At 67.7% G+C, this 16692-nt stretch carries 15 protein-coding genes; 10 read left to right on the plus strand and 5 right to left on the minus strand.

Features of this window, described 5'->3' with window-relative positions; genetic code table 11:
• Positions 1-271: 271 nt before the first annotated feature.
• Positions 272-859 carry an Hsp20/alpha crystallin family protein gene (locus tag AC08OO_RS17295; protein WP_476610812.1) on the plus strand — a complete coding sequence of 196 codons (588 nt, stop codon included), beginning with the start codon at positions 272-274 and terminating at the stop codon, positions 857-859.
• A gap of 108 nt (positions 860-967) precedes the next feature.
• On the opposite strand, the gene AC08OO_RS17300 is transcribed toward AC08OO_RS17295, so the two are convergent.
• A complete protein-coding gene (locus AC08OO_RS17300; RefSeq protein WP_476610813.1) occupies positions 968-1861 on the minus strand; it encodes an exodeoxyribonuclease III in 894 nt (297 codons plus the stop codon).
• A 67-nt stretch (positions 1862-1928) separates the two neighbouring features.
• On the opposite strand from AC08OO_RS17300, the gene AC08OO_RS17305 reads away from it, so the two are divergent.
• From AC08OO_RS17305 to AC08OO_RS17325, 5 genes are all read left to right on the plus strand, one after another.
• Positions 1929-2750, plus strand: a complete 822-nt coding sequence (locus AC08OO_RS17305; RefSeq protein WP_476610814.1) for a RibD family protein — start codon at positions 1929-1931, stop codon at positions 2748-2750.
• A 122-nt stretch (positions 2751-2872) separates the two neighbouring features.
• A complete protein-coding gene (locus AC08OO_RS17310) occupies positions 2873-3025 on the plus strand; it encodes a hypothetical protein (protein ID WP_160172380.1) in 153 nt (50 codons plus the stop codon).
• Between the two features lie 191 nt (positions 3026-3216).
• A complete protein-coding gene (locus tag AC08OO_RS17315) occupies positions 3217-5886 on the plus strand; it encodes an ATP-binding cassette domain-containing protein (RefSeq protein ID WP_476610815.1) in 2670 nt (889 codons plus the stop codon).
• Between the two features lie 206 nt (positions 5887-6092).
• Positions 6093-7331, plus strand: coding sequence for a glycosyltransferase family 4 protein (locus AC08OO_RS17320; protein WP_476608165.1), 1239 nt, complete (start codon positions 6093-6095; stop codon positions 7329-7331).
• A gap of 68 nt (positions 7332-7399) precedes the next feature.
• The gene (locus tag AC08OO_RS17325) at positions 7400-8341 is read left to right on the plus strand and encodes a beta/alpha barrel domain-containing protein (RefSeq protein WP_476610816.1); all 942 of its coding nucleotides are present in this window, start codon (positions 7400-7402) and stop codon (positions 8339-8341) included.
• Between the two features lie 81 nt (positions 8342-8422).
• On the opposite strand, the gene AC08OO_RS17330 is transcribed toward AC08OO_RS17325, so the two are convergent.
• Positions 8423-8974 carry a DUF3291 domain-containing protein gene (locus AC08OO_RS17330; RefSeq protein WP_476610817.1) on the minus strand — a complete coding sequence of 184 codons (552 nt, stop codon included), beginning with the start codon at positions 8972-8974 and terminating at the stop codon, positions 8423-8425.
• Positions 8975-9489: 515 nt separating this feature from the next.
• Between AC08OO_RS17330 and AC08OO_RS17335 the strand changes: the two genes are divergently transcribed.
• Positions 9490-9888 carry a hypothetical protein gene (locus tag AC08OO_RS17335; protein ID WP_476610818.1) on the plus strand — a complete coding sequence of 133 codons (399 nt, stop codon included), beginning with the start codon at positions 9490-9492 and terminating at the stop codon, positions 9886-9888.
• Between the two features lie 405 nt (positions 9889-10293).
• Here AC08OO_RS17335 and AC08OO_RS17340 read toward each other — a convergent pair whose 3' ends face one another.
• Entirely contained in the window at positions 10294-11871 is a 1578-nt protein-coding gene (locus AC08OO_RS17340) for a class I SAM-dependent methyltransferase (RefSeq protein ID WP_476610819.1), read from the minus strand.
• Positions 11872-12282: 411 nt separating this feature from the next.
• Positions 12283-12582 carry a hypothetical protein gene (locus AC08OO_RS17345; RefSeq protein ID WP_476610820.1) on the minus strand — a complete coding sequence of 100 codons (300 nt, stop codon included), beginning with the start codon at positions 12580-12582 and terminating at the stop codon, positions 12283-12285.
• Positions 12583-12666: 84 nt separating this feature from the next.
• Here AC08OO_RS17345 and AC08OO_RS17350 point away from each other — a divergent pair, with 84 nt between their 5' ends.
• The 3 genes from AC08OO_RS17350 to AC08OO_RS17360 all read left to right on the plus strand — a co-directional run bounded on the left by AC08OO_RS17350 (position 12667) and on the right by AC08OO_RS17360 (position 14986).
• Positions 12667-12885 carry an enoyl-CoA hydratase-related protein gene (locus AC08OO_RS17350; protein ID WP_476610821.1) on the plus strand — a complete coding sequence of 73 codons (219 nt, stop codon included), beginning with the start codon at positions 12667-12669 and terminating at the stop codon, positions 12883-12885.
• 30 nt (positions 12886-12915) lie between these two features.
• Positions 12916-14040 carry an acyl-CoA dehydrogenase family protein gene (locus tag AC08OO_RS17355; protein WP_476610822.1) on the plus strand — a complete coding sequence of 375 codons (1125 nt, stop codon included), beginning with the start codon at positions 12916-12918 and terminating at the stop codon, positions 14038-14040.
• A gap of 502 nt (positions 14041-14542) precedes the next feature.
• The gene (locus AC08OO_RS17360; protein ID WP_476618763.1) at positions 14543-14986 is read left to right on the plus strand and encodes a helix-turn-helix transcriptional regulator; all 444 of its coding nucleotides are present in this window, start codon (positions 14543-14545) and stop codon (positions 14984-14986) included.
• Here AC08OO_RS17360 and AC08OO_RS17365 read toward each other — a convergent pair.
• Positions 14975-15868 (minus strand): tetratricopeptide repeat protein, encoded by an 894-nt coding sequence (locus tag AC08OO_RS17365; RefSeq protein WP_049760853.1) that lies wholly within the window; start codon positions 15866-15868, stop codon positions 14975-14977. The genes AC08OO_RS17360 and AC08OO_RS17365 overlap by 12 nt on opposite strands.
• Positions 15869-16692: the final 824 nt, after the last annotated feature.

Below are 16692 nucleotides of genomic sequence, written 5' to 3' on the forward strand. Positions count from 1 at the left end.
CGGTCGCAGCGGCCGCCCCACCGCCCGGCCGCCCGGGGTCGGCCGCTGCGACCGTTCGCCGTTTCGGTGTCCTGCCTCACATTCAACAAATTCCTTACCCTCGCTTGCAACAGCAAGGTTGAGCGCCTTAGACTCATGAACTGTGAGAGCGGGAGGCAATCGAGCCGAAGGTGATCCGCCCAGGGGGCGCCTGAGGTGCGGGAGCGTCCCGATCGGCATCGATGTACAGAGATCGGCCCTAGAAAGATCAATCTTTTGGAGGGGGAGCGTCGTGAGCACCTACCTGTGGGACCCGTTTGCCTCGCTGGGGCGTATGGACCGGGAGTTCGACGAGATCGTTCGGCGTGTCTGGGGCCCGCGGCGTCCGATGCTTACCGGACGGTCGTCGGTCACCGAGTTCGCCGTCCCGTCGGCTGATGTGGTTACTGAGGGAGCGGATGTACTGATCAACATCGAGCTGCCCGGGGTCGATGTCGAGCGGGACGTCGCGGTCGAGATCGACCGGGGCCGCCTGGTCGTCCGCGGGAAGCGTGCGGCCGGCAGCGAGAATGAGCACGCCGGTCGCGTACACCGCGAGCGCTGGCACGGTTCCTTCCGCCGGGAGTTCAGGCTTCCCGAGGGCGTGGAGGCGCAGCGGATCTCGGCCACTTACGACCGGGGCATCCTGACGGTCCGTCTCGTCGGCGTGGCGGCGGAGCCCAAGGCGACCCGGATCGAGATCACCCCGGTCGTCGGCGACGCCCGGCCGGCCGAGGTCGTCGAGGGGGGATCCCCGGGGCTGCCGGCGGAATCAGCGGAGTCCGCGACGCCGCGGTCCGCCGAGCCGGCCACGCCGGCCGGGGCCGGTTCCACCGTCTGAGAACCGCACCCGGCGTGCGGACGCCGACGTCCGCACGCCGGGCAGCGGTTCCCTCGCGCCGGGCGGCCTACCCCGCTGGACCGGTCGATCCTGCCGGGACCGCCCGGCTCAGCGGCGGCGCGGTCCGGTGCCGGTGGAGGAGGCCCGTCCCGGGGCGGACTGTCCGGCCGAGCTGCCACTCGACGGAGGCGGCACCATCGGCCCGATGTCGCCGTCCGGCGCGGTGTCCAGATCGACGATGACGGGAGCGTGGTCGCTCGTCCCGACGCCTTTGCGGGCCGCCCGGTCCACCCAGACCGCGCGCACGCGGCCCGCCACGTCGGCGGTCGCCAGAGCCAGGTCGATGCGCATCCCGAGGTTCTTCGGGAAACACAGCTGGCGGTAGTCCCAGTAGGTGTAGACGACGTCGTCGGGCCAGCGGGCCCGCAGCACATCGATGAGCCCGGCGTCGACGAGTTCCGCGAGTGCCGCGCGTTCCGCCGGGGTGACGTGGGTGGCGCCCTCGAACCGGGTGATGTCCCAGACGTCAACGTCCGTTGGCGCGATGTTGAAATCACCCAACGTCATCACCGCGCCCTGGGCCGTGGCCTCGGCCACCACCTCGCGCAGCGCGGCGAGCCAGGCCAGCTTGTAGGCGTAATGAGGGTCGTCGATGGTCCGGCCGTTGGGCACGTACAGCGACCAGATCCGGATGCCGCCGCAGGTCGCGGCGATGGCGCGAGGCTCGGGACCGGGAAAGCCCGGATCGCCCGGAAGACCCCGCGCGACGTCGTCGAGGGTATCCCGCGACAGAATCGCCACGCCGTTCCACCGGCCGTCGCCGTGATGGGCGACCCGGTAGCCCCGGCGAAACAGATCCTCGTCGAACAGCTCCAGGAAGGCGTCGTCCGCCAGCTTCGTCTCCTGCAGGCACACCACATCCGGCTCGGCCCGGTCGAGCCATTCGATCAGGCGGGCCTGCCGAGCCTTCGCAGAGTTGATGTTCCACGTCGCGATCCGCACGTCTGTTGACGGTAGTCCCACGGTCCGACAGGTCTGCCGGGCATGTCGGGTCTGGGATGATGGTCGCATGGGAACGAGCCGGCGTGTCGACGATGACACCGTGGGCCAAGGCGCTGTTGCTGGCCGGCCGTACGTCATCTGCAGCTGCGCGATGTCGTTGGATGGGCACATCGACGACAGCTCGGCTGAGCGGCTGATCCTCTCCAGTGCCGCCGATCTCGACCGGGTGGACGAGGTGCGTGCCGGCTGTGACGCGATCCTCGTCGGCGCGGCCACTGTCCGGCGGGACAATCCCCGTCTCGCCGTGCGCGCGCAGCACCGTCGGGTGGGGCGAGAGGCGGCCGGACGCCCGCCCACGCCGATCAAGGTCGTGCTGTCCGGCGGGGGAGACCTCGATCCGAGCGCTCGGCTGTTCACCGCCGACCCGGTCGAGACGATCATCTACCGTCGGGCTGGATCATCGTTGGCGATCGCCGAGCCGACCTCGTCTCCCGAGCCGACCTCGTCTCCCGAGCCGTCGACGCCGCAATCGGCGCCGGCTGCGATCCGCACCACGCCCGCTACCCGCACCGCGCGCGTCATCCTGGTCGAACTTCCCGGTCGGCCCCGAGTCGAGGTCGCCGCCATCCTGACCGATCTCGCCCGGCGTGGCGTCCGTCGGCTGCTGGTGGAGGGTGGTACCTCGCTGCATACGGCCTTCCTCACCGCCGGCCTGGTCGACGAGCTGCATCTCACCGTCGCCCCGTTCTTCGTCGGCGAGCGCGATGCGCCGACCTTCGTGGGACCGGGGGTCTTCCCCAACGACGTCCACTCGCCCCTTCGCCTCGCCGAGGTCCGACAACTCGACGGTGTGGTTTTTCTTCGGTATCTGGCACCGACGGCTCACTAAGCGCCGTGGTCCGGCGGCTCGATCGCTTCCGGGCCGTCGCGGATCAGCAACGCCGGCCAGGTGGCAGGCTTTCGCCCCCATCGCGGGGACGTCGTCGGCTGGGCCCAGGCGCCGATCGGACGATGCACGCGGTCGTCTGGCGGGGTCGGAGGATCATCGATCTTGGGACGCTGGGCGGCCGCGGCAGCCTGGCGACGGCGGTCAACAACCGCGGTCAGGCCGTCGGTTCCGCCCGCCTGCCCGACGGCGGCACCCGTGCGGCCCGCTGGAACTGATTCGATTTCCACCACCCGCCCACCACATTTCCTCGTTCCCCGGACCGGTCGGTGTCCGGGTCCAGCACGCTCCAACCCGTCGTGGCCGGTCCCATGGCCGTCAGCTTTCGGACATGTTGCGGAAGGGGCGGGAAAATTCCCTCTGTACAGGCACACTATGGTGCGTCTGGCGATCGAAGGAGCGAGGGAGAGTGCTGGTGGTTCCGACCCCGCTTCATGTCACCACCCCCGCGGGGGAGGTGACGCTCACCGGAGACAAGCCGGTCGTGGTGGGGCGGGCCCGTGCGGCCGACATCGTGATCAACGATGGCCGGGTGTCGCGCCGGCATCTGGTGCTGCATCCCGACGTCGGCGGATGGCGGATCGAGGACATCAGCGCCAACGGTCTGTGGCGGGATGGCTGCCGTGTGGGCGGTCTCGCAGTCTCCGGGGAGCTCCGGCTCCGGCTCGGCGCGGTGGACGGACCCGAGGTGGTGCTCGTTCCGCGTCCGGCCCCGCCGATGATCCCTCCGACCGCGCCGACCCACAGCCCGGGCGGGGCACCCATCCCCCTTGCCGGCCCGTCGCCCTCGTCTTGGCCGTCGCCGTCGCCGTCGCCGGGCGCGGCGGTGCCGGGCATGGAATGGTGGTCCGAACCGGCGCCGGGCGCTGCGCCGGCGCCTGTCCCGTCGGCGCCCGCGCAGTCGGGCGGGCCCGACCCGGCCGTGGGGCAGGCGACGATGGTGCACGACCGGCGGCGCGTATATCCGCTGACGATCGGACGGGTGCGGATGGGCCGCTCCCGCGACAACGACATCAACGTGGGCGACCTGCTTGCCTCCCGCCATCACGCCGAGCTGCATATCTCGGTGGCCGGCGTCGAGCTCATCGACCTCGCCTCCGCCAACGGCACCTTCGTCAACGGCCACCGGGTCACCCGGGCACGGGTGATACAACGCGACATCATCGCCATCGGCCATCATCTGTTCCAGCTCGAGGGAAACTCGCTCGTCGAATACGTCGACTCCGGTGACGTGGCCTTCGAGGCGCAGGCGCTGTCGGTGTGGGCCGGCACCAAGCAGCTCATGCACGACATGACCTTCCGGCTGCCGGGCCGTTCCCTGCTCGGTGTCGTCGGACCGAGCGGGGCCGGCAAGTCCACGCTGCTCAACGCTCTCACCGGCTTCCGACCGGCGGACCAGGGATCGGTGATCTACGCGGGACGTGACCTCTACGCCGAGTACGACGAGTTGCGACGCCGGATCGGGTACGTGCCGCAGGCCGACCCGCTGCATGACCAGCTGACCGTGCGTGAGGCTCTGGTATACGGCTCGGAACTGCGTTTCCCCGCCGACACCACCGCCAAGGAGCGGCGGGCTCGGGTGGAGGAGGTCATCGGCCAGCTTGGACTGACCGCGCACGCCGACACACCGGTCTCCCGGCTCTCCGGCGGCCAGAAGAAGCGCACCAGCGTCGCGCTGGAGCTGCTCACCCGGCCCTCTTTGCTGTTCCTGGACGAGCCGACCTCCGGTCTGGACCCGGCCAATGACCAGTCCGTGATGGAAACCCTGCGGGGCCTGGCGAAGGGCGGCGGCGCCGGCTCCGGCGACGAGACCGGCCGGACCGTCATCGTCGTCACTCACAGTGTGCTGTTCCTGGACCTGTGCGACTTCATCCTCGTGCTCGCGCCCGGCGGGCACGTGGCCTACTTCGGGCCGGCGGATGGGGCGCTGCGCTTCTTCGGCAAGGAGGACTTCCGCGAGTTCGCGGCGGTGTTCCGCGAGCTCGAGGCCACTCCGGGCGAGGAGATGGCGGAGCGGTTCCGGGACTCGGAGTTCTTCGTACCCTCCGCGATCGTGGCGCCCGCGGTGCGCAAGGCACCGCCGGAGCTACCCAGCGTGCGCCAGCAGCCGGTCCGGGCCCAGCTCGCGACGCTGACTCGACGGTACTGGCGGGTCGTGCTCGCCGACCGGTCGTACCTACGGCTGATCATCGCCTTCCCGTTCCTGCTCGGCGTCGTCCCGCAGGTGATCCGCGCCCCGGACGGGCTGCGTGCGTTACCCCAGGCACCGAACACCGACGCGACGAAGGTCCTCCTCGTTCTGGTGCTGTGTGCCTGTTTCATGGGCATGGCCAACTCGGTCCGGGAGATCGTCAAGGAGCGGCCGATCTACCGGCGGGAACGCACGATCGGGCTGTCCCGCACCGCCTACCTTGGATCGAAGATCATTCTGCTGACCGGGATCACCACCGCCCAGTGTCTTGTCTTCACCCTGATCGGGCTGGTGGGCCGGACCCCGCCGAGGGCGGTTGTGCTCGGCTCGCCGGTGCTGGAGTGTCTGATCGCGGTGGGGGTCGCGGCGCTCACCTCGATGATGATCGGTCTGTTGGTCTCGACGTTGATCGACAACGCGGACAAGACCATGCCGATCCTGGTCCTGGTCACGATGGGTCAGCTGGTGTTCTCCGGGGGACTGACCTCGCTGGTCGGACGCCCCGTGCTGGCGCAGATCAGCCTGCTCGTCCCGGCTCGCTGGGGGTTCGCGGCCCTGGCGTCCACGGACGATCTCAATGACGTCAGCAAGTTCGGTAACGAGACCCTGCGGACCGACCCGACCGACGGGCTGTGGAAGCACAGCGTGACGATCTGGGTCCTCGACATCGTGATCTGCGTGCTGATCGGTGTCGTGGCACTGATCCTCACTGCCGTCATGCTGCGCCGGATCGAACCGAAGGTCACCCGGCCGACGGGTGCCGGGCCAAGGCCGGCCACTGGTTCGGGTTCGGGTTCGGGAGGGTTGTCGGGTCCGCGGCTGTATGGCACCGGGGTTCCCCCGGCGCACGGTTCCAGGACCGGTCGGTCCATGCCGTTGCGCGGCTGAGCGGTCAGTCCGTCCCCGTAGCCCATGCCCCGGAGCAGGTATCCCGGCGATCTCCCTCGCGAGCCGGGCCGCGAGGGAGATCGCTATGCCCCTATATGTGGATCGACGTGGCGCGAGTGACCGCAAATCCAAAACCCCCCGCAGCGGCCGGTTATCGTAGCGATAAGGTGAGCCGACCGAAGTTCGCTCGCGGTGGGGGATTGGGTATGGAGATCGTCTTCTTGTGCGAGCAGTATCCGCCGATCATCTGGGACGGGGCGGGAGTCTACACACACGACATCGCTCACGCCCTGGTCGCGCTCGGTCATCGGGTTCATATCCTTTGCGCCCAGGGGCGCTACCGCACGGACGAAGATCATGGCGGGGTGATGGTGCACCGGCGGCCGCTCCTGCGGTTGCCCGTCACCAGGTTTCTCGGTCCACTCGGCCGGTCGTTTCAGGGGGAGAACCATCCTCGCGATTCGCTCTCCCTGCGGTTCGTTCTCGCGGTCTCCTATGCTTTTTGGCTGCGTCGTCTCGGTCTGCGTCCCGACGTGATCGAGACTCAGGACGGCGAGACCCGGGGCCTGCGTACCGCCCTGCGCCGCGACATTCCCCTCGTGATCCACCTGCACACCCCGACGATGATGGACGTGCGTCTGCGGGACGGCAGGCTGCACGGCAGGGGCGCGGTGGCCGACCGGATCGACCGGTTCTCCGCGCTGCGCGCCGACGCGCGCACCGCTCCCTCCGAGCTGATCGTCACCACGCTGCGCGGTTTCGGCTGGCTGGATAAGGACACCGACGCGGACGTCATTCCTTACCCGTTCGACCGGTCCCCGTACATGGAGGTGGCCTCGCCCCGGCACACCGACCCGACGTTGCTCGTCGTCGGACGGCTCGAATGGCGCAAGGGGCTGGACGTCCTGATCGAGGCGGCCGCGCTGCTGAAGAAACGGGGTGTCGAGGCAACAGTGGTCTTCGCTGGTCAGTCCTCGGGCACGATCGAGGGCGTGGCGACCGGGACCTGGCTGGAGCAGCAGGCGGTCAAACTCGGCGTCACCTGCCGTTTCGCCGGCCACCTGACCCGTCCCGAGCTGGTCAAGGCCTATGAGGAGGCACGGGTGGTCGTCGTGCCGAGCCGCTTCGAAAGCTTCTCCATCGCGGGTCTCGAAGGAATGGCCTCGGGACGCCCGGTCGTCGCGACCGCGACGACCGGGGTGGCCACCTGGGTGGCGAAATGGAAGGGCGGCACGGTCGTGCCGCCGGAGGACGCCCCCGCACTCGCCGACGCCCTGGAACCTTTCCTCACCGACCCGGAGCTCGCGGAGACGGTGGGTGCCCGCGGTCGGGTCGGCACCGCCGAGCTCGAGCCGCTGCGTATCGCAGCCCTGCGCGAGAAGGTCTACCAGAAGGCCATCGACCGTTTGCGGGCGCGCCACGGAAAAACCTCCGCCGTGGCATGAGGGTGGCGACCCGGGTCATCGATTGCCGGTCACGAACCTGATCCAGGCGAAAACCCTAGGGTAGGGTCATGAGCGGTCTGTGCGGTGTCTCCCTGGAACATCCGATCATGAACGCGGCTGGCACCTGCAAGACCGCCGAGGATGTCGAGACGTTCGCCCGGTCGGCGGTCTCGATGATCGTCGTTGGTTCGATTACCCGGGAACCGCGGTCAGGTAACTCCGGCAACGTCTACTGGCCCGGCCGGGTCTACTCGTTGAACGCGCTCGGGCTTCCCAACCGCGGGCTGGACTACTATGCCGCGCATCTGCCCGGTATGGTGCGGCGCGCTCACCGGGCGGGCAAGCCGTTGACCGTCAGCGTCGCCGGGTTCGGTGTTGACGAGTACCGCGAGATCTCCGCGGTCGTGGCGCGGACCGGGGTCGACCTGATCGAACTGAACCTGGCCTGCCCGAACGTTTGGGACGGCGGAACGCAGAAGCGCATCGCCTGCTTCGATCCCGGGCACACCGCGACGATCTGCACGGCGGTGGGCGACACGCTGGTGGCGCTGGCTGGTGCCGATCCGGCCCGACGCGTCCCCTACGGAGTCAAGATCTCGCCGTTCTCCGATCCGTCGGCCCTGGTGGAGCTCGCGACGGTGATCGATGAGGTCGCCGCGCGTCCCGGTGGCCCGCGGTTTGTCACGGCGGTGAACACCTTCCCCAACGCCTTCGCCGTTGACGAGGCGCACCGACCAGTCGTCGACGTCGAGCTCGCCGGTATGAGCGGGCCGGCGCTCAAGCCCGTCGGGCTCGGTCAGGTGCGCCAGCTACGCCGCCTGCTCCCGGAGAGTGTGGACATCATCGGGGTCGGGGGTGTGACCGACGGTCGTGACGTCGCCGACTATCTGCTGGCCGGGGCCACCGCGGTCCAGGCCGCCACCGCGTTCTGGAACCGTGCGGAGGATCCGGCCGTCTTCGGTTCCATTCTGTCCGACTGGATCGACCACACCGACCCGGCCGTCCCCTGAAAAGGGTTTCATGCGTGTTTTCCGTATATCTTCCCGGCATATTTTTTTCACGTCCTCGGCGCGGGAGCCCGTCGTGCCGGATCAGCCTCCGGCCGCCGCGTTTCTCGGTGCCGCTCGGCCCGGCTGCTCGGCGGTGTTCTCCGGGCCGCTTCCCGGGACCAGGGAGATCCGCCGGTCCGGCGGTGGAAACGTCAGCCGGAACGTGAAGGCGGTGGCGGTCGGGCCGTGGGCCCGCAGGTGACGAACCCGGTCCTCGGCCTCGTCCGTCCCCGGCCGATGCCCGGCGGGTACCCACCACAGGGCGTTGGTCGTCCGCTGGGTGGGATGAAACCACTCGCGCCGACGGTGTAGGAACGCCCCGTGGCCGCTATGGAAGACGAAGTTGGCCAGTGCCTCCACAGACTCCCACACGGTCAGGTTCACGATGATCGCATGGTCGCCGTCGCCCTCCCACACGAACGTGCGCACGGCGGTGTCGCCATCCTCGGGCCGCGGGCGCCAGACGACACCAGGCTGCCGGTCGCCGAGCGTGTTGGTGGGGGTGAGACCGGCGACGAAGTCGGTCAGGGCGGAGGAGCCGGGCGGCGCGAGCAGTCGGGCGATGTTCACCTGGGCCAGATGGTAACCCGTCATGAAGGCAGCCTAGGGAGGTTGTCACGCCGCCGCCAGTAATATCGGTCAATTACCGGTCGATCATGATCGGCGAGTCGACGGGTGCAATTTCTACCAGTTTTTCGATGCCGATCGGAACAGCCGGCGAACAGTAACCCCGCCACGAATGGGCCGGCTGATGCCGATGCCTCCCGATCGGCGCCCCATCGTGGGGCTGTCAGGTGATCCGTCAGGTGGTGTCGCCGTCGAGGACTCCGCTGGAGCCACCCGGATGGACTCACCTGAGTCGATCATGCGCGCCTCCCACTTATTGGCAGCGGCGACGCTACTCTCCGTAGTCGGAGGTGCCGGGAGGGGAAGATCCCAGGATCCCGGGGCGGGCTGTGTCATTTGCGTGGAAGCGCGTTTCTCCGCGGAAATCAGCCTGAGTGCGGATCGCTCGAGGTCGGTCGGTGATCCAATTTCGGTTCTCGCTGACCGAAATGGCCTCCACCGCCGACAGTATTTGGTCATTTTCTATTAGCCATGGGGGAATCATGGGAAGTTCCGCAAGGAGAAAAGCCGCAGTTGTCGCTCTGTCCACGACGGCGGCTCTGGTCGTCGCCGCGGGGCCCGCGGCCACGAGCGCGTTGGCCTTCGATGGTCACGACGGCCCGAAGGACAAGCACGTCACCAAGCACGTCGTCAAGGAGCACGGGACCAAGATCCGCTGGGAGAAGGAGAGCTGGGAGAAGAAGGTTTGGGACAAGAAGGTCTGGGACGCTAAGGACAAGAAGGGCCGGGACGACAAGCACAAGAAGGACTGGGACGACAAGCACAAGAAGGGCCGGGACGACAAGCACAAGAAGGACTGGGACGACAAGCACAAGAAGGGCCGGGACGACAAGGGCGGGCACCAGAAGGACGACTGGGACTGGACCTGGGACTGGGCCTGAGCTGACGAGAGGACCTGGACGGAGCGCCACTGAAATACGGCGAACCGCTAGGAGAAACGTGTAGCGGCGTTGGCGAGAGCGTCCGGAACGGATTCCGCTCGGCAATGCCCGCCCGGGTTCTTTGGCCGGCGTGGTGCCGGGCACCATGGCTCTGCGGTGTCCGGCACTCACGTTCCATGGCCATCACGCGCGGGTGGCGGGAATGTGGCGCTCCGGCTTACCTCCGGCGGGCGAGGATGCGGTAGGCGTTCGACCGGCTGCCGGCGGTCAGATAAGGCCGGCTCATCGTGTCCAGGGCCAGGCCTGCCACGAATGCGGGGACCATGGCGGCCGCGGTCAGCGCCCGGACCCTCCGCGGGCGGCCCGGGTCCTCCTCGGTGCGCCACGCTGAGGACGGTGACGGCGCTACGGTCTGGAGCAGCCGTACAGGGCCATCACCGGGTCCCCCTGCTGATGGACGTCGCCGAACCGGATCTCCTGGACCGCGAAGCCACGTTCGTTCAGGGCAGCCACCAGATTGGCCGCCGGCATAAGGTGCTGATGTTGCGGAATCAGCCATCCCGGCCACAGTTGGCGGTACACACGGGCCGCGGGGCTCTCTGGATTCGGTACCTCGAGCAGCAGATGGCGGGCCGGGGCCAGCGCGAGTGCGGCGCCATCCAGTTCGGCCAGCGGATCCCGGGTGTGTTCGAGGTAGTGGAACATGCTGATGACGTCGTACTGGTCAGCCAGATCGGCGGCGATATCGGGAAATAATCCGCGGTAGGCCCGATCCACCCAGCGTCGGCGTTCCGCCTCCTCGATGCCCGCTCCGATGTCGAGTGCGTCGAACGACGTCGTCGGCCAGACCGTTCTCGCCACGTTACAGAAATGTCCATGGCCACCTCCCACGTCCAACCAGCGACGGGGCGTCGGTATCGACAGGCTGGCCCGGTGGAGATAAGGGCCCGGGCTGAATCCGAAGACCTCCTCGATCATGGCGGCGCCGAGCCCGTCGTAGAAGTCCCGGTAGTAGAAGTTCAGACCTTCGAAGGAGAGTCGGGGATTCTGGAAGACGTGGCCGCAGTCGCCGCACCGGTCGTAGCGGAACCGGCCGGGCTTCCCCTGGGAGACGTCGCGGCCATTCATGCGCACGGAGAGGTCGTTTCCGCCACACCACGGGCAGGCCGTGCGAGGCGACTCGAGGAACCGGTCAAGACCGCCGGCGAGCTCCCGCCGGTACTGGGATCTCTTCTCGGCGATCTCCGTGGGGGTGAGCCTGCCCGCCGTTCTGGTCGGTCGCGGAGCCCGCGGGCACGTCGCCGGGTCCGGGCCGATGGCCGGTGCGCCGAGAAGATCACGGGTTCGGCTCGGCATCCCCACCAGCTGGAGGAGGGCGCCGCGTCGCCGCGTCAGCATGCTGCGCCGCAACGTCCCGGGCGTCACCCATAGTCGGCTACCGCCCACGGCGACCGGCCGTAGCCAGGACATCGTCACCGCCGCGAGTGCCGCGAGCGGGTTGCTGGTAGCCCCGAGCAGGATGGCGGCGTCCCGCAGCGCGGGCAGCACCCGTCTGGCGGGCTCCCACGCATAGGCGGCGCGGTGCACGGACAGCCGGGTGCTCCCGTCGTCCGGCTCGGCACCGACCAGGCCGGGCAGCAGGGCGAGGTCGGTGGACGCGGCGGCGTGCCGTTTGCACGTCTCGAGCACGGCCACGAGCTCTGCCTCGGTGAGATCGGTGAGGTCAGTGAGATCGGTGAGATCGGCGCTGTCCGCGGTGGTGAGGCCGGTGCGGGCCAGCACCTCTGCATCGACGAGCACCGCCTGGAAGGCACCGCGACCGCGGGCCGGCCGGGCTGACCGGTAGGTGGACGGGTCGACCATCCGCGCCAGGTCGAGGATCCGGTGCGCCGACATCTCGGCCGGGACCAGGTCGAGGACCTTGCAGCCGTGCCGCCGCGCGTACGCGTCGGCCGCGCGGCGATGCTCGGGGCCGAGACGCACTCCGGAAGCGAGGAGGAGGACGTACGGCGGACGCTGCGCATGAGGGTCGTCCGAGCCGGGCGCGCCCCCGGGGGCCCATGATCCACCGATTCGATGATGTCGATGGCACCCACCCGGCCGCGCAGCCGGATGCTGTTGAGGCCGATCCCCACACACGCGGCTACCGGGAGCCAGCCACGACGGCTCACCATCGGCCTCCTCCGAATATTTGATCCGCATCCGGTCCGCTGTCGGGAAGCCCCCGCAAAATACCTCTTGCCTCCGAATTGCAGCCGAAGCTTCACCGACCGCTCCGCGCTGCGCGGCTGAACCGGGTGGTCAGGCTGAACCGGGGGCGGAACACGTAGCTGGGTTCGGCCGCACCCGCCGCGGCACGGGAGAACGTCACCGCAGGCACGCCGGAGCCCTGCGTCAGGGTCGCGGGACTGGTCTGATTTTGATCTCCAGCTCTGGCGGTGGTCCGGCGGTGGGCGCGTCCTGGGCGAGGCGGTTCCAGAACTGCTCGACCATGGGTTGCAGCAGGCGAGGGCCGAGTTCGCGGATCAGGATGCCCAGCACCTGGGTGTGCTCTGGATCGGGCTTGGTGGAAATGCCGGCGGCACGTAGGTCGCGGACCTGGCTGAGGGTGAGGTCGGCGAGCAGGATGATCAGCTGACCGTTTGTATAGCCTGCCGTACCGTCGGACAGCATGAGTATCCGAGAAGCCGTCATCGTCAACACCGCGTCGACCGCGGCCTTTGCCAGGCAGATCGGCCGGACCGCCTACTCCGCCTCGAAGGGCGGGATCACCCCGAGGTGACCCTCGGGGTGATCCCGGGCGCGGGCGGCACCCAGCGGCTGGTGCACGCGGTCGGCAAGGCCACGGCGATGCGGATGCTGCTCACCGGCGAGCCGATCATCACCGTCGACGCGCTCGCCGCCAGGCCGGCCGCCGAGGTCGCACCCGACACCGGAACCCTCGCCACCGCGACGAAAATCGCCGAACGGATCGCCGACAACTTTACCGACCACTGAGGACGGACTATGATCTACCGATCATCGTGGATGACCGAGGAGCTCGACCAGCTCCAAAACCTCACCCGCACCTTCCTGGCCAAGGAATCCGAACCCAACCACGAGCGGTGGACCGAGCAGCACGCGGTCGACCGCGAGTTCTGGAACAAGGCCGGCGAGATCGGCCTGCTGTGCATCAGCTGCCCCATTGAGTACGGCGGCGGTGGCGGCACGTTCGCGCACGAGGCCGTGGTGTTGCGCGAGCAGGGCTACATCGCCGACGACTGCTGGGCCTACCTGGTGCACAGCCCGATCGTCGCGCACTACATCAACGCCTACGGCAACCACGAGCAGAAGCAACGCTGGCTGCCCAGACTGGCGTCCGGTGAGTTCGTCGGCGCGATCGCGATGACCGAACCGGGCACCGGTAGCGACCTGCAGGCCGTGCGCACCACCGCCCGGCGTGAGGGTGACCATTACGTGATCAACGGTGCAAAGACGTTCATCACCAACGGTACCCACTGTGACCTGCTCATCATCGTGGCCCGCACCGGCAACGCGCCCGGCGGCAGAGGGCTGTCGCTGATCGTGGCGGAAACCCAGGGGCTGCAGGGGTTCGAACGCGGCCGGGTGCTGCAGAAGATCGGCGCGATGGGCACCGACACCCGAGAGCTGGCTTTCACCGACATGCGGGTGCCTGCGGTCAACCTGCTCGGTCCGGCCGAGGGCCAAGGCTTCGTGCAGCTGGTACAGCAGCTGCCGCAGGAACGGCTGTCCATCGCGGTGAATGCCGCGGCCGCCGCCGAACACGCCGTCGACTTGGCCATCGCCTACGCCAAGGAGCGCACGGCGTTCGGCAAACCCCTGCTGGAATTCCAGAACACCCGGTTTGTGCTCGCCGAGTGCCGTACCGAAGCGCTGGCGCTGCGCGCCTTCATCGACCACTGCATCACCGAGCATGTGGCCGGCCGGCTCGACGGCGCAACCGCGTCCATGGCCAAATACCTGGGCACCGACAAGCAGAGCGAGATCGTCGACCGCTGCCTACAGATCTTTGGCGGCTACGGCTACATGACCGAGTACCCCATCGCCCGCATGTACGCCGCTGCCCGTGTCCAGAGGATCTACGGCGGCACCAACGAAATCATGAAGGAGCTCATCGCCCGCTCCCTCTGACCGGCAAGAGACCAACCACGCCTGGAGCCGGGTCCGTTCGGTATGTGGGGGTTCGGGGGGCTCGGCCCGCCCGGTGGACATGGTGGAACGACAAGGTCGGCTTCCGTGCGGACACGGTTAACCCAGAGTGGAGCGGGTGACCGGGATCGAACCGGCATGGCCAGCTTGGAAGGTTGATCGCGGGCCTGTACGACCGCCACCAGCCCGACCGCAGAGTGCCACGAACGGCACTGAGTGCCCTCTAGGCCGCCCACCTACTGGCCCGTAGATGGCCTGCCGGATCGCTACCGAGTAGGGCGTCTCCGGGCTGCTCAGGGCCTCGCGTTCGTCCCGCTTGTAAGCCACATCGTCACGGAAGGTAGTGGCCGGCAGTCTGCTAGCGCTAGCACCTACACCTGCTATCGCTAGCAGGTGCGCTAGCAGTCCGCAGGCCGCCTGAGCAGCAGGCTAGCGGCTAGCAGGCTGACAGCTTTCCTCCCATCGACCCGCCAGGAGCCGCCTCATGCACCCTCATGTCACTCCTGCTAGCGGCGCGATGCCGCATCGCGAGCTGTCACCCTCGGCAACATCGGACGGAACCGCACCGTTGCCGTTTGGCGACGCCTCGCCCATCGGGGAAGATGGCCCGGTGACCGCAGGATCGCCTGACCCGGACCTCGAATGGTGGACGACGTCCGACGTGGCTGAGTACCTCGGTGTCCGCGTTGGCACGGTCAGCAGCTACCGGATACGCGGCCAGATGCCAGAACCCGACCGGACGATCGGACGCACGCACGTTTGGCGGCCGCAACGCATCCTCGAATGGCACGCCGGACGTACCCGTGTAGGTGTTGGGGGACGCGCTCGAAGCGGCGCGACTTCCGCACCAGACGAGCAGGCGTCGGGCGAGCTGCAAACTGATCCGGAATCGGAGATCGGCGAATTTGAGGTGAATTCAGGTGATTGATTTGGAGAGGGCCTCTACTCGCTCGTTAAATTCCTGCACCACCGACAATCTGTGATACGGTACAAGATGCTGTCTTACCTGCTTTACGTGCCCGACGCAGCGCGCTGAATCAACCTCATTCGTGAGAGCGTCAATCGCCTGGTTGCCAATTGCGCATGCACTGTCCGGATCACCCTGTTGAGCGTAGGTGTCAGCCAACAGGGCTTGACGCAAAGCCCCTTCCCGAGTGTCTGGACCTCCTGTAACACCGGTAGACAGGGACAGGTGGTCGCGGGCACGCTCCCAATCCCCAAGGCGCATGTAGCAGTAGCCAACCTGCTCATTCATCTGAGCCTCATTGAACCAGTAGGACCACGGTGGTTCTCCGTGACCGGGGGGATTTCCGCCGAAGACGTCGAAGGCGGCATCGATTGCCCGGCGCGTCTCGACCGCGTCTTTCAGGTTCGCGTACGCCTGGGCGGCCCTCATGTTCAGGATTGCCGAAACTGTCGGGCTGGTACCGGCGTAGCCTGTTCTCGCGCTGTCTGCGAATCTCGCTGACTCGGTGAACTGGCCGATGTCCTTCGCCTGGCAACTCATGAACCCGAGGATGTTCGCGCCGAGCGCGCGGTCTCCGGCGGTGTGGGCGCTGCGCAGCCCTGCGGTGAAAAAGCGTTGCGCTTGACCGTGGCGCCCCGCGTCAAACGAGAGCCACCCCGCCAGGCGCAGAAGCTCGGCAAGCATTCCGTAAAGGTCTCGGCTCACCGAGTCGGTGTAGCGGCCGTTCTTCAGAAGGTCGGTGACATAGGATGCCTGGCTGCGGACTACTTGCACCAGGGGGCCGCTCCCGATCTGGTCGTCCATGCGGCGAAGCTCGTCTGTGATACGGCGCAGGTTGTCCACGATCGATGTTCCAACGAATCTCCCTGATTGACTCGAAAGATCGTTCGATGGCCGCGCAATGAGCCATTCATGTGCAGGAGAGGTGAGGGTGGAACCCGAAAGAACAAGAAATTGCCTTCGGTCCATTGGACTTCCCTCCGAGACTTCGGCTACTGCCGATAGTGTACCGTCCGGAGTCCATAGCCCCGTAGGGCTGGCGTCAACCTCTGCCTGATTTTTATTCTCGCTGGAAGTCTCCCGAGAATCTGCCCGCCGACCGTCGGCGGACAGCAGCATCCGGAATTGCTCCCGGACGTTGAAGGGCGCGCGCGCCAACGCGGCATCCAAGATTTCCTGAGCGGCAGGCCGCGGCACGACCTCTGGACGTGCCCGCCAGTTGGCGACGGTCCGAGCGGCTACGCCTAGGTGAGCCGCGAACCCCTCGTTGGACATCCTCAGCGCCTCACGCAGTGCGTCAGCCCGCGCTCCGGTCCACGATGCGACGACGTCCACGGTCACGCCCCGAGCTGCACTGGCGATGCACTAACGGTGCATCGCCAGTGCGCCGGTGGTGCATGGTCGTTCCCGTCGCCACCCGCTTGACTTGAGTACATGAGGTCACCGCCTGCAGCCCGACGCCTACGCCTCCCCGAGTAGACCATGCGAACCGTCGCAGATCAGACGTTTTACCCAAGCGTGCGACAACGATCGGACACTCTGAGTTGATATCGATCACGGAAAGTTATGCGCCCCGTCGGTTGACGAGTACTGAGTCGTTCAGTACTGTCAGTCCACGAAAGGCCCCGAGGAGCGGCAACTCCTCGGGGCTGGTGCACCGAACGCCC

The organism is Frankia sp. CeCAU1, assembly GCF_977971845.1.

Coding starts and splice junctions, on each gene's coding strand:
- AC08OO_RS17360 (WP_476618763.1), top strand. CDS start 14,543: ATGCACCCTCATGTCACTCCTGCTAGCGGCGCGATGCCGCATCGCGAG.
- AC08OO_RS17355 (WP_476610822.1), top strand. CDS start 12,916: ATGACCGAGGAGCTCGACCAGCTCCAAAACCTCACCCGCACCTTCCTG.
- AC08OO_RS17325 (WP_476610816.1), top strand. CDS start 7,400: ATGAGCGGTCTGTGCGGTGTCTCCCTGGAACATCCGATCATGAACGCG.
- AC08OO_RS17305 (WP_476610814.1), top strand. CDS start 1,929: ATGGGAACGAGCCGGCGTGTCGACGATGACACCGTGGGCCAAGGCGCT.
- AC08OO_RS17335 (WP_476610818.1), top strand. CDS start 9,490: ATGGGAAGTTCCGCAAGGAGAAAAGCCGCAGTTGTCGCTCTGTCCACG.
- AC08OO_RS17320 (WP_476608165.1), top strand. CDS start 6,093: ATGGAGATCGTCTTCTTGTGCGAGCAGTATCCGCCGATCATCTGGGAC.
- AC08OO_RS17310 (WP_160172380.1), top strand. CDS start 2,873: ATGCACGCGGTCGTCTGGCGGGGTCGGAGGATCATCGATCTTGGGACG.
- AC08OO_RS17330 (WP_476610817.1), bottom strand. CDS start 8,974: ATGACGGGTTACCATCTGGCCCAGGTGAACATCGCCCGACTGCTCGCG.
- AC08OO_RS17345 (WP_476610820.1), bottom strand. CDS start 12,582: ATGACGGCTTCTCGGATACTCATGCTGTCCGACGGTACGGCAGGCTAT.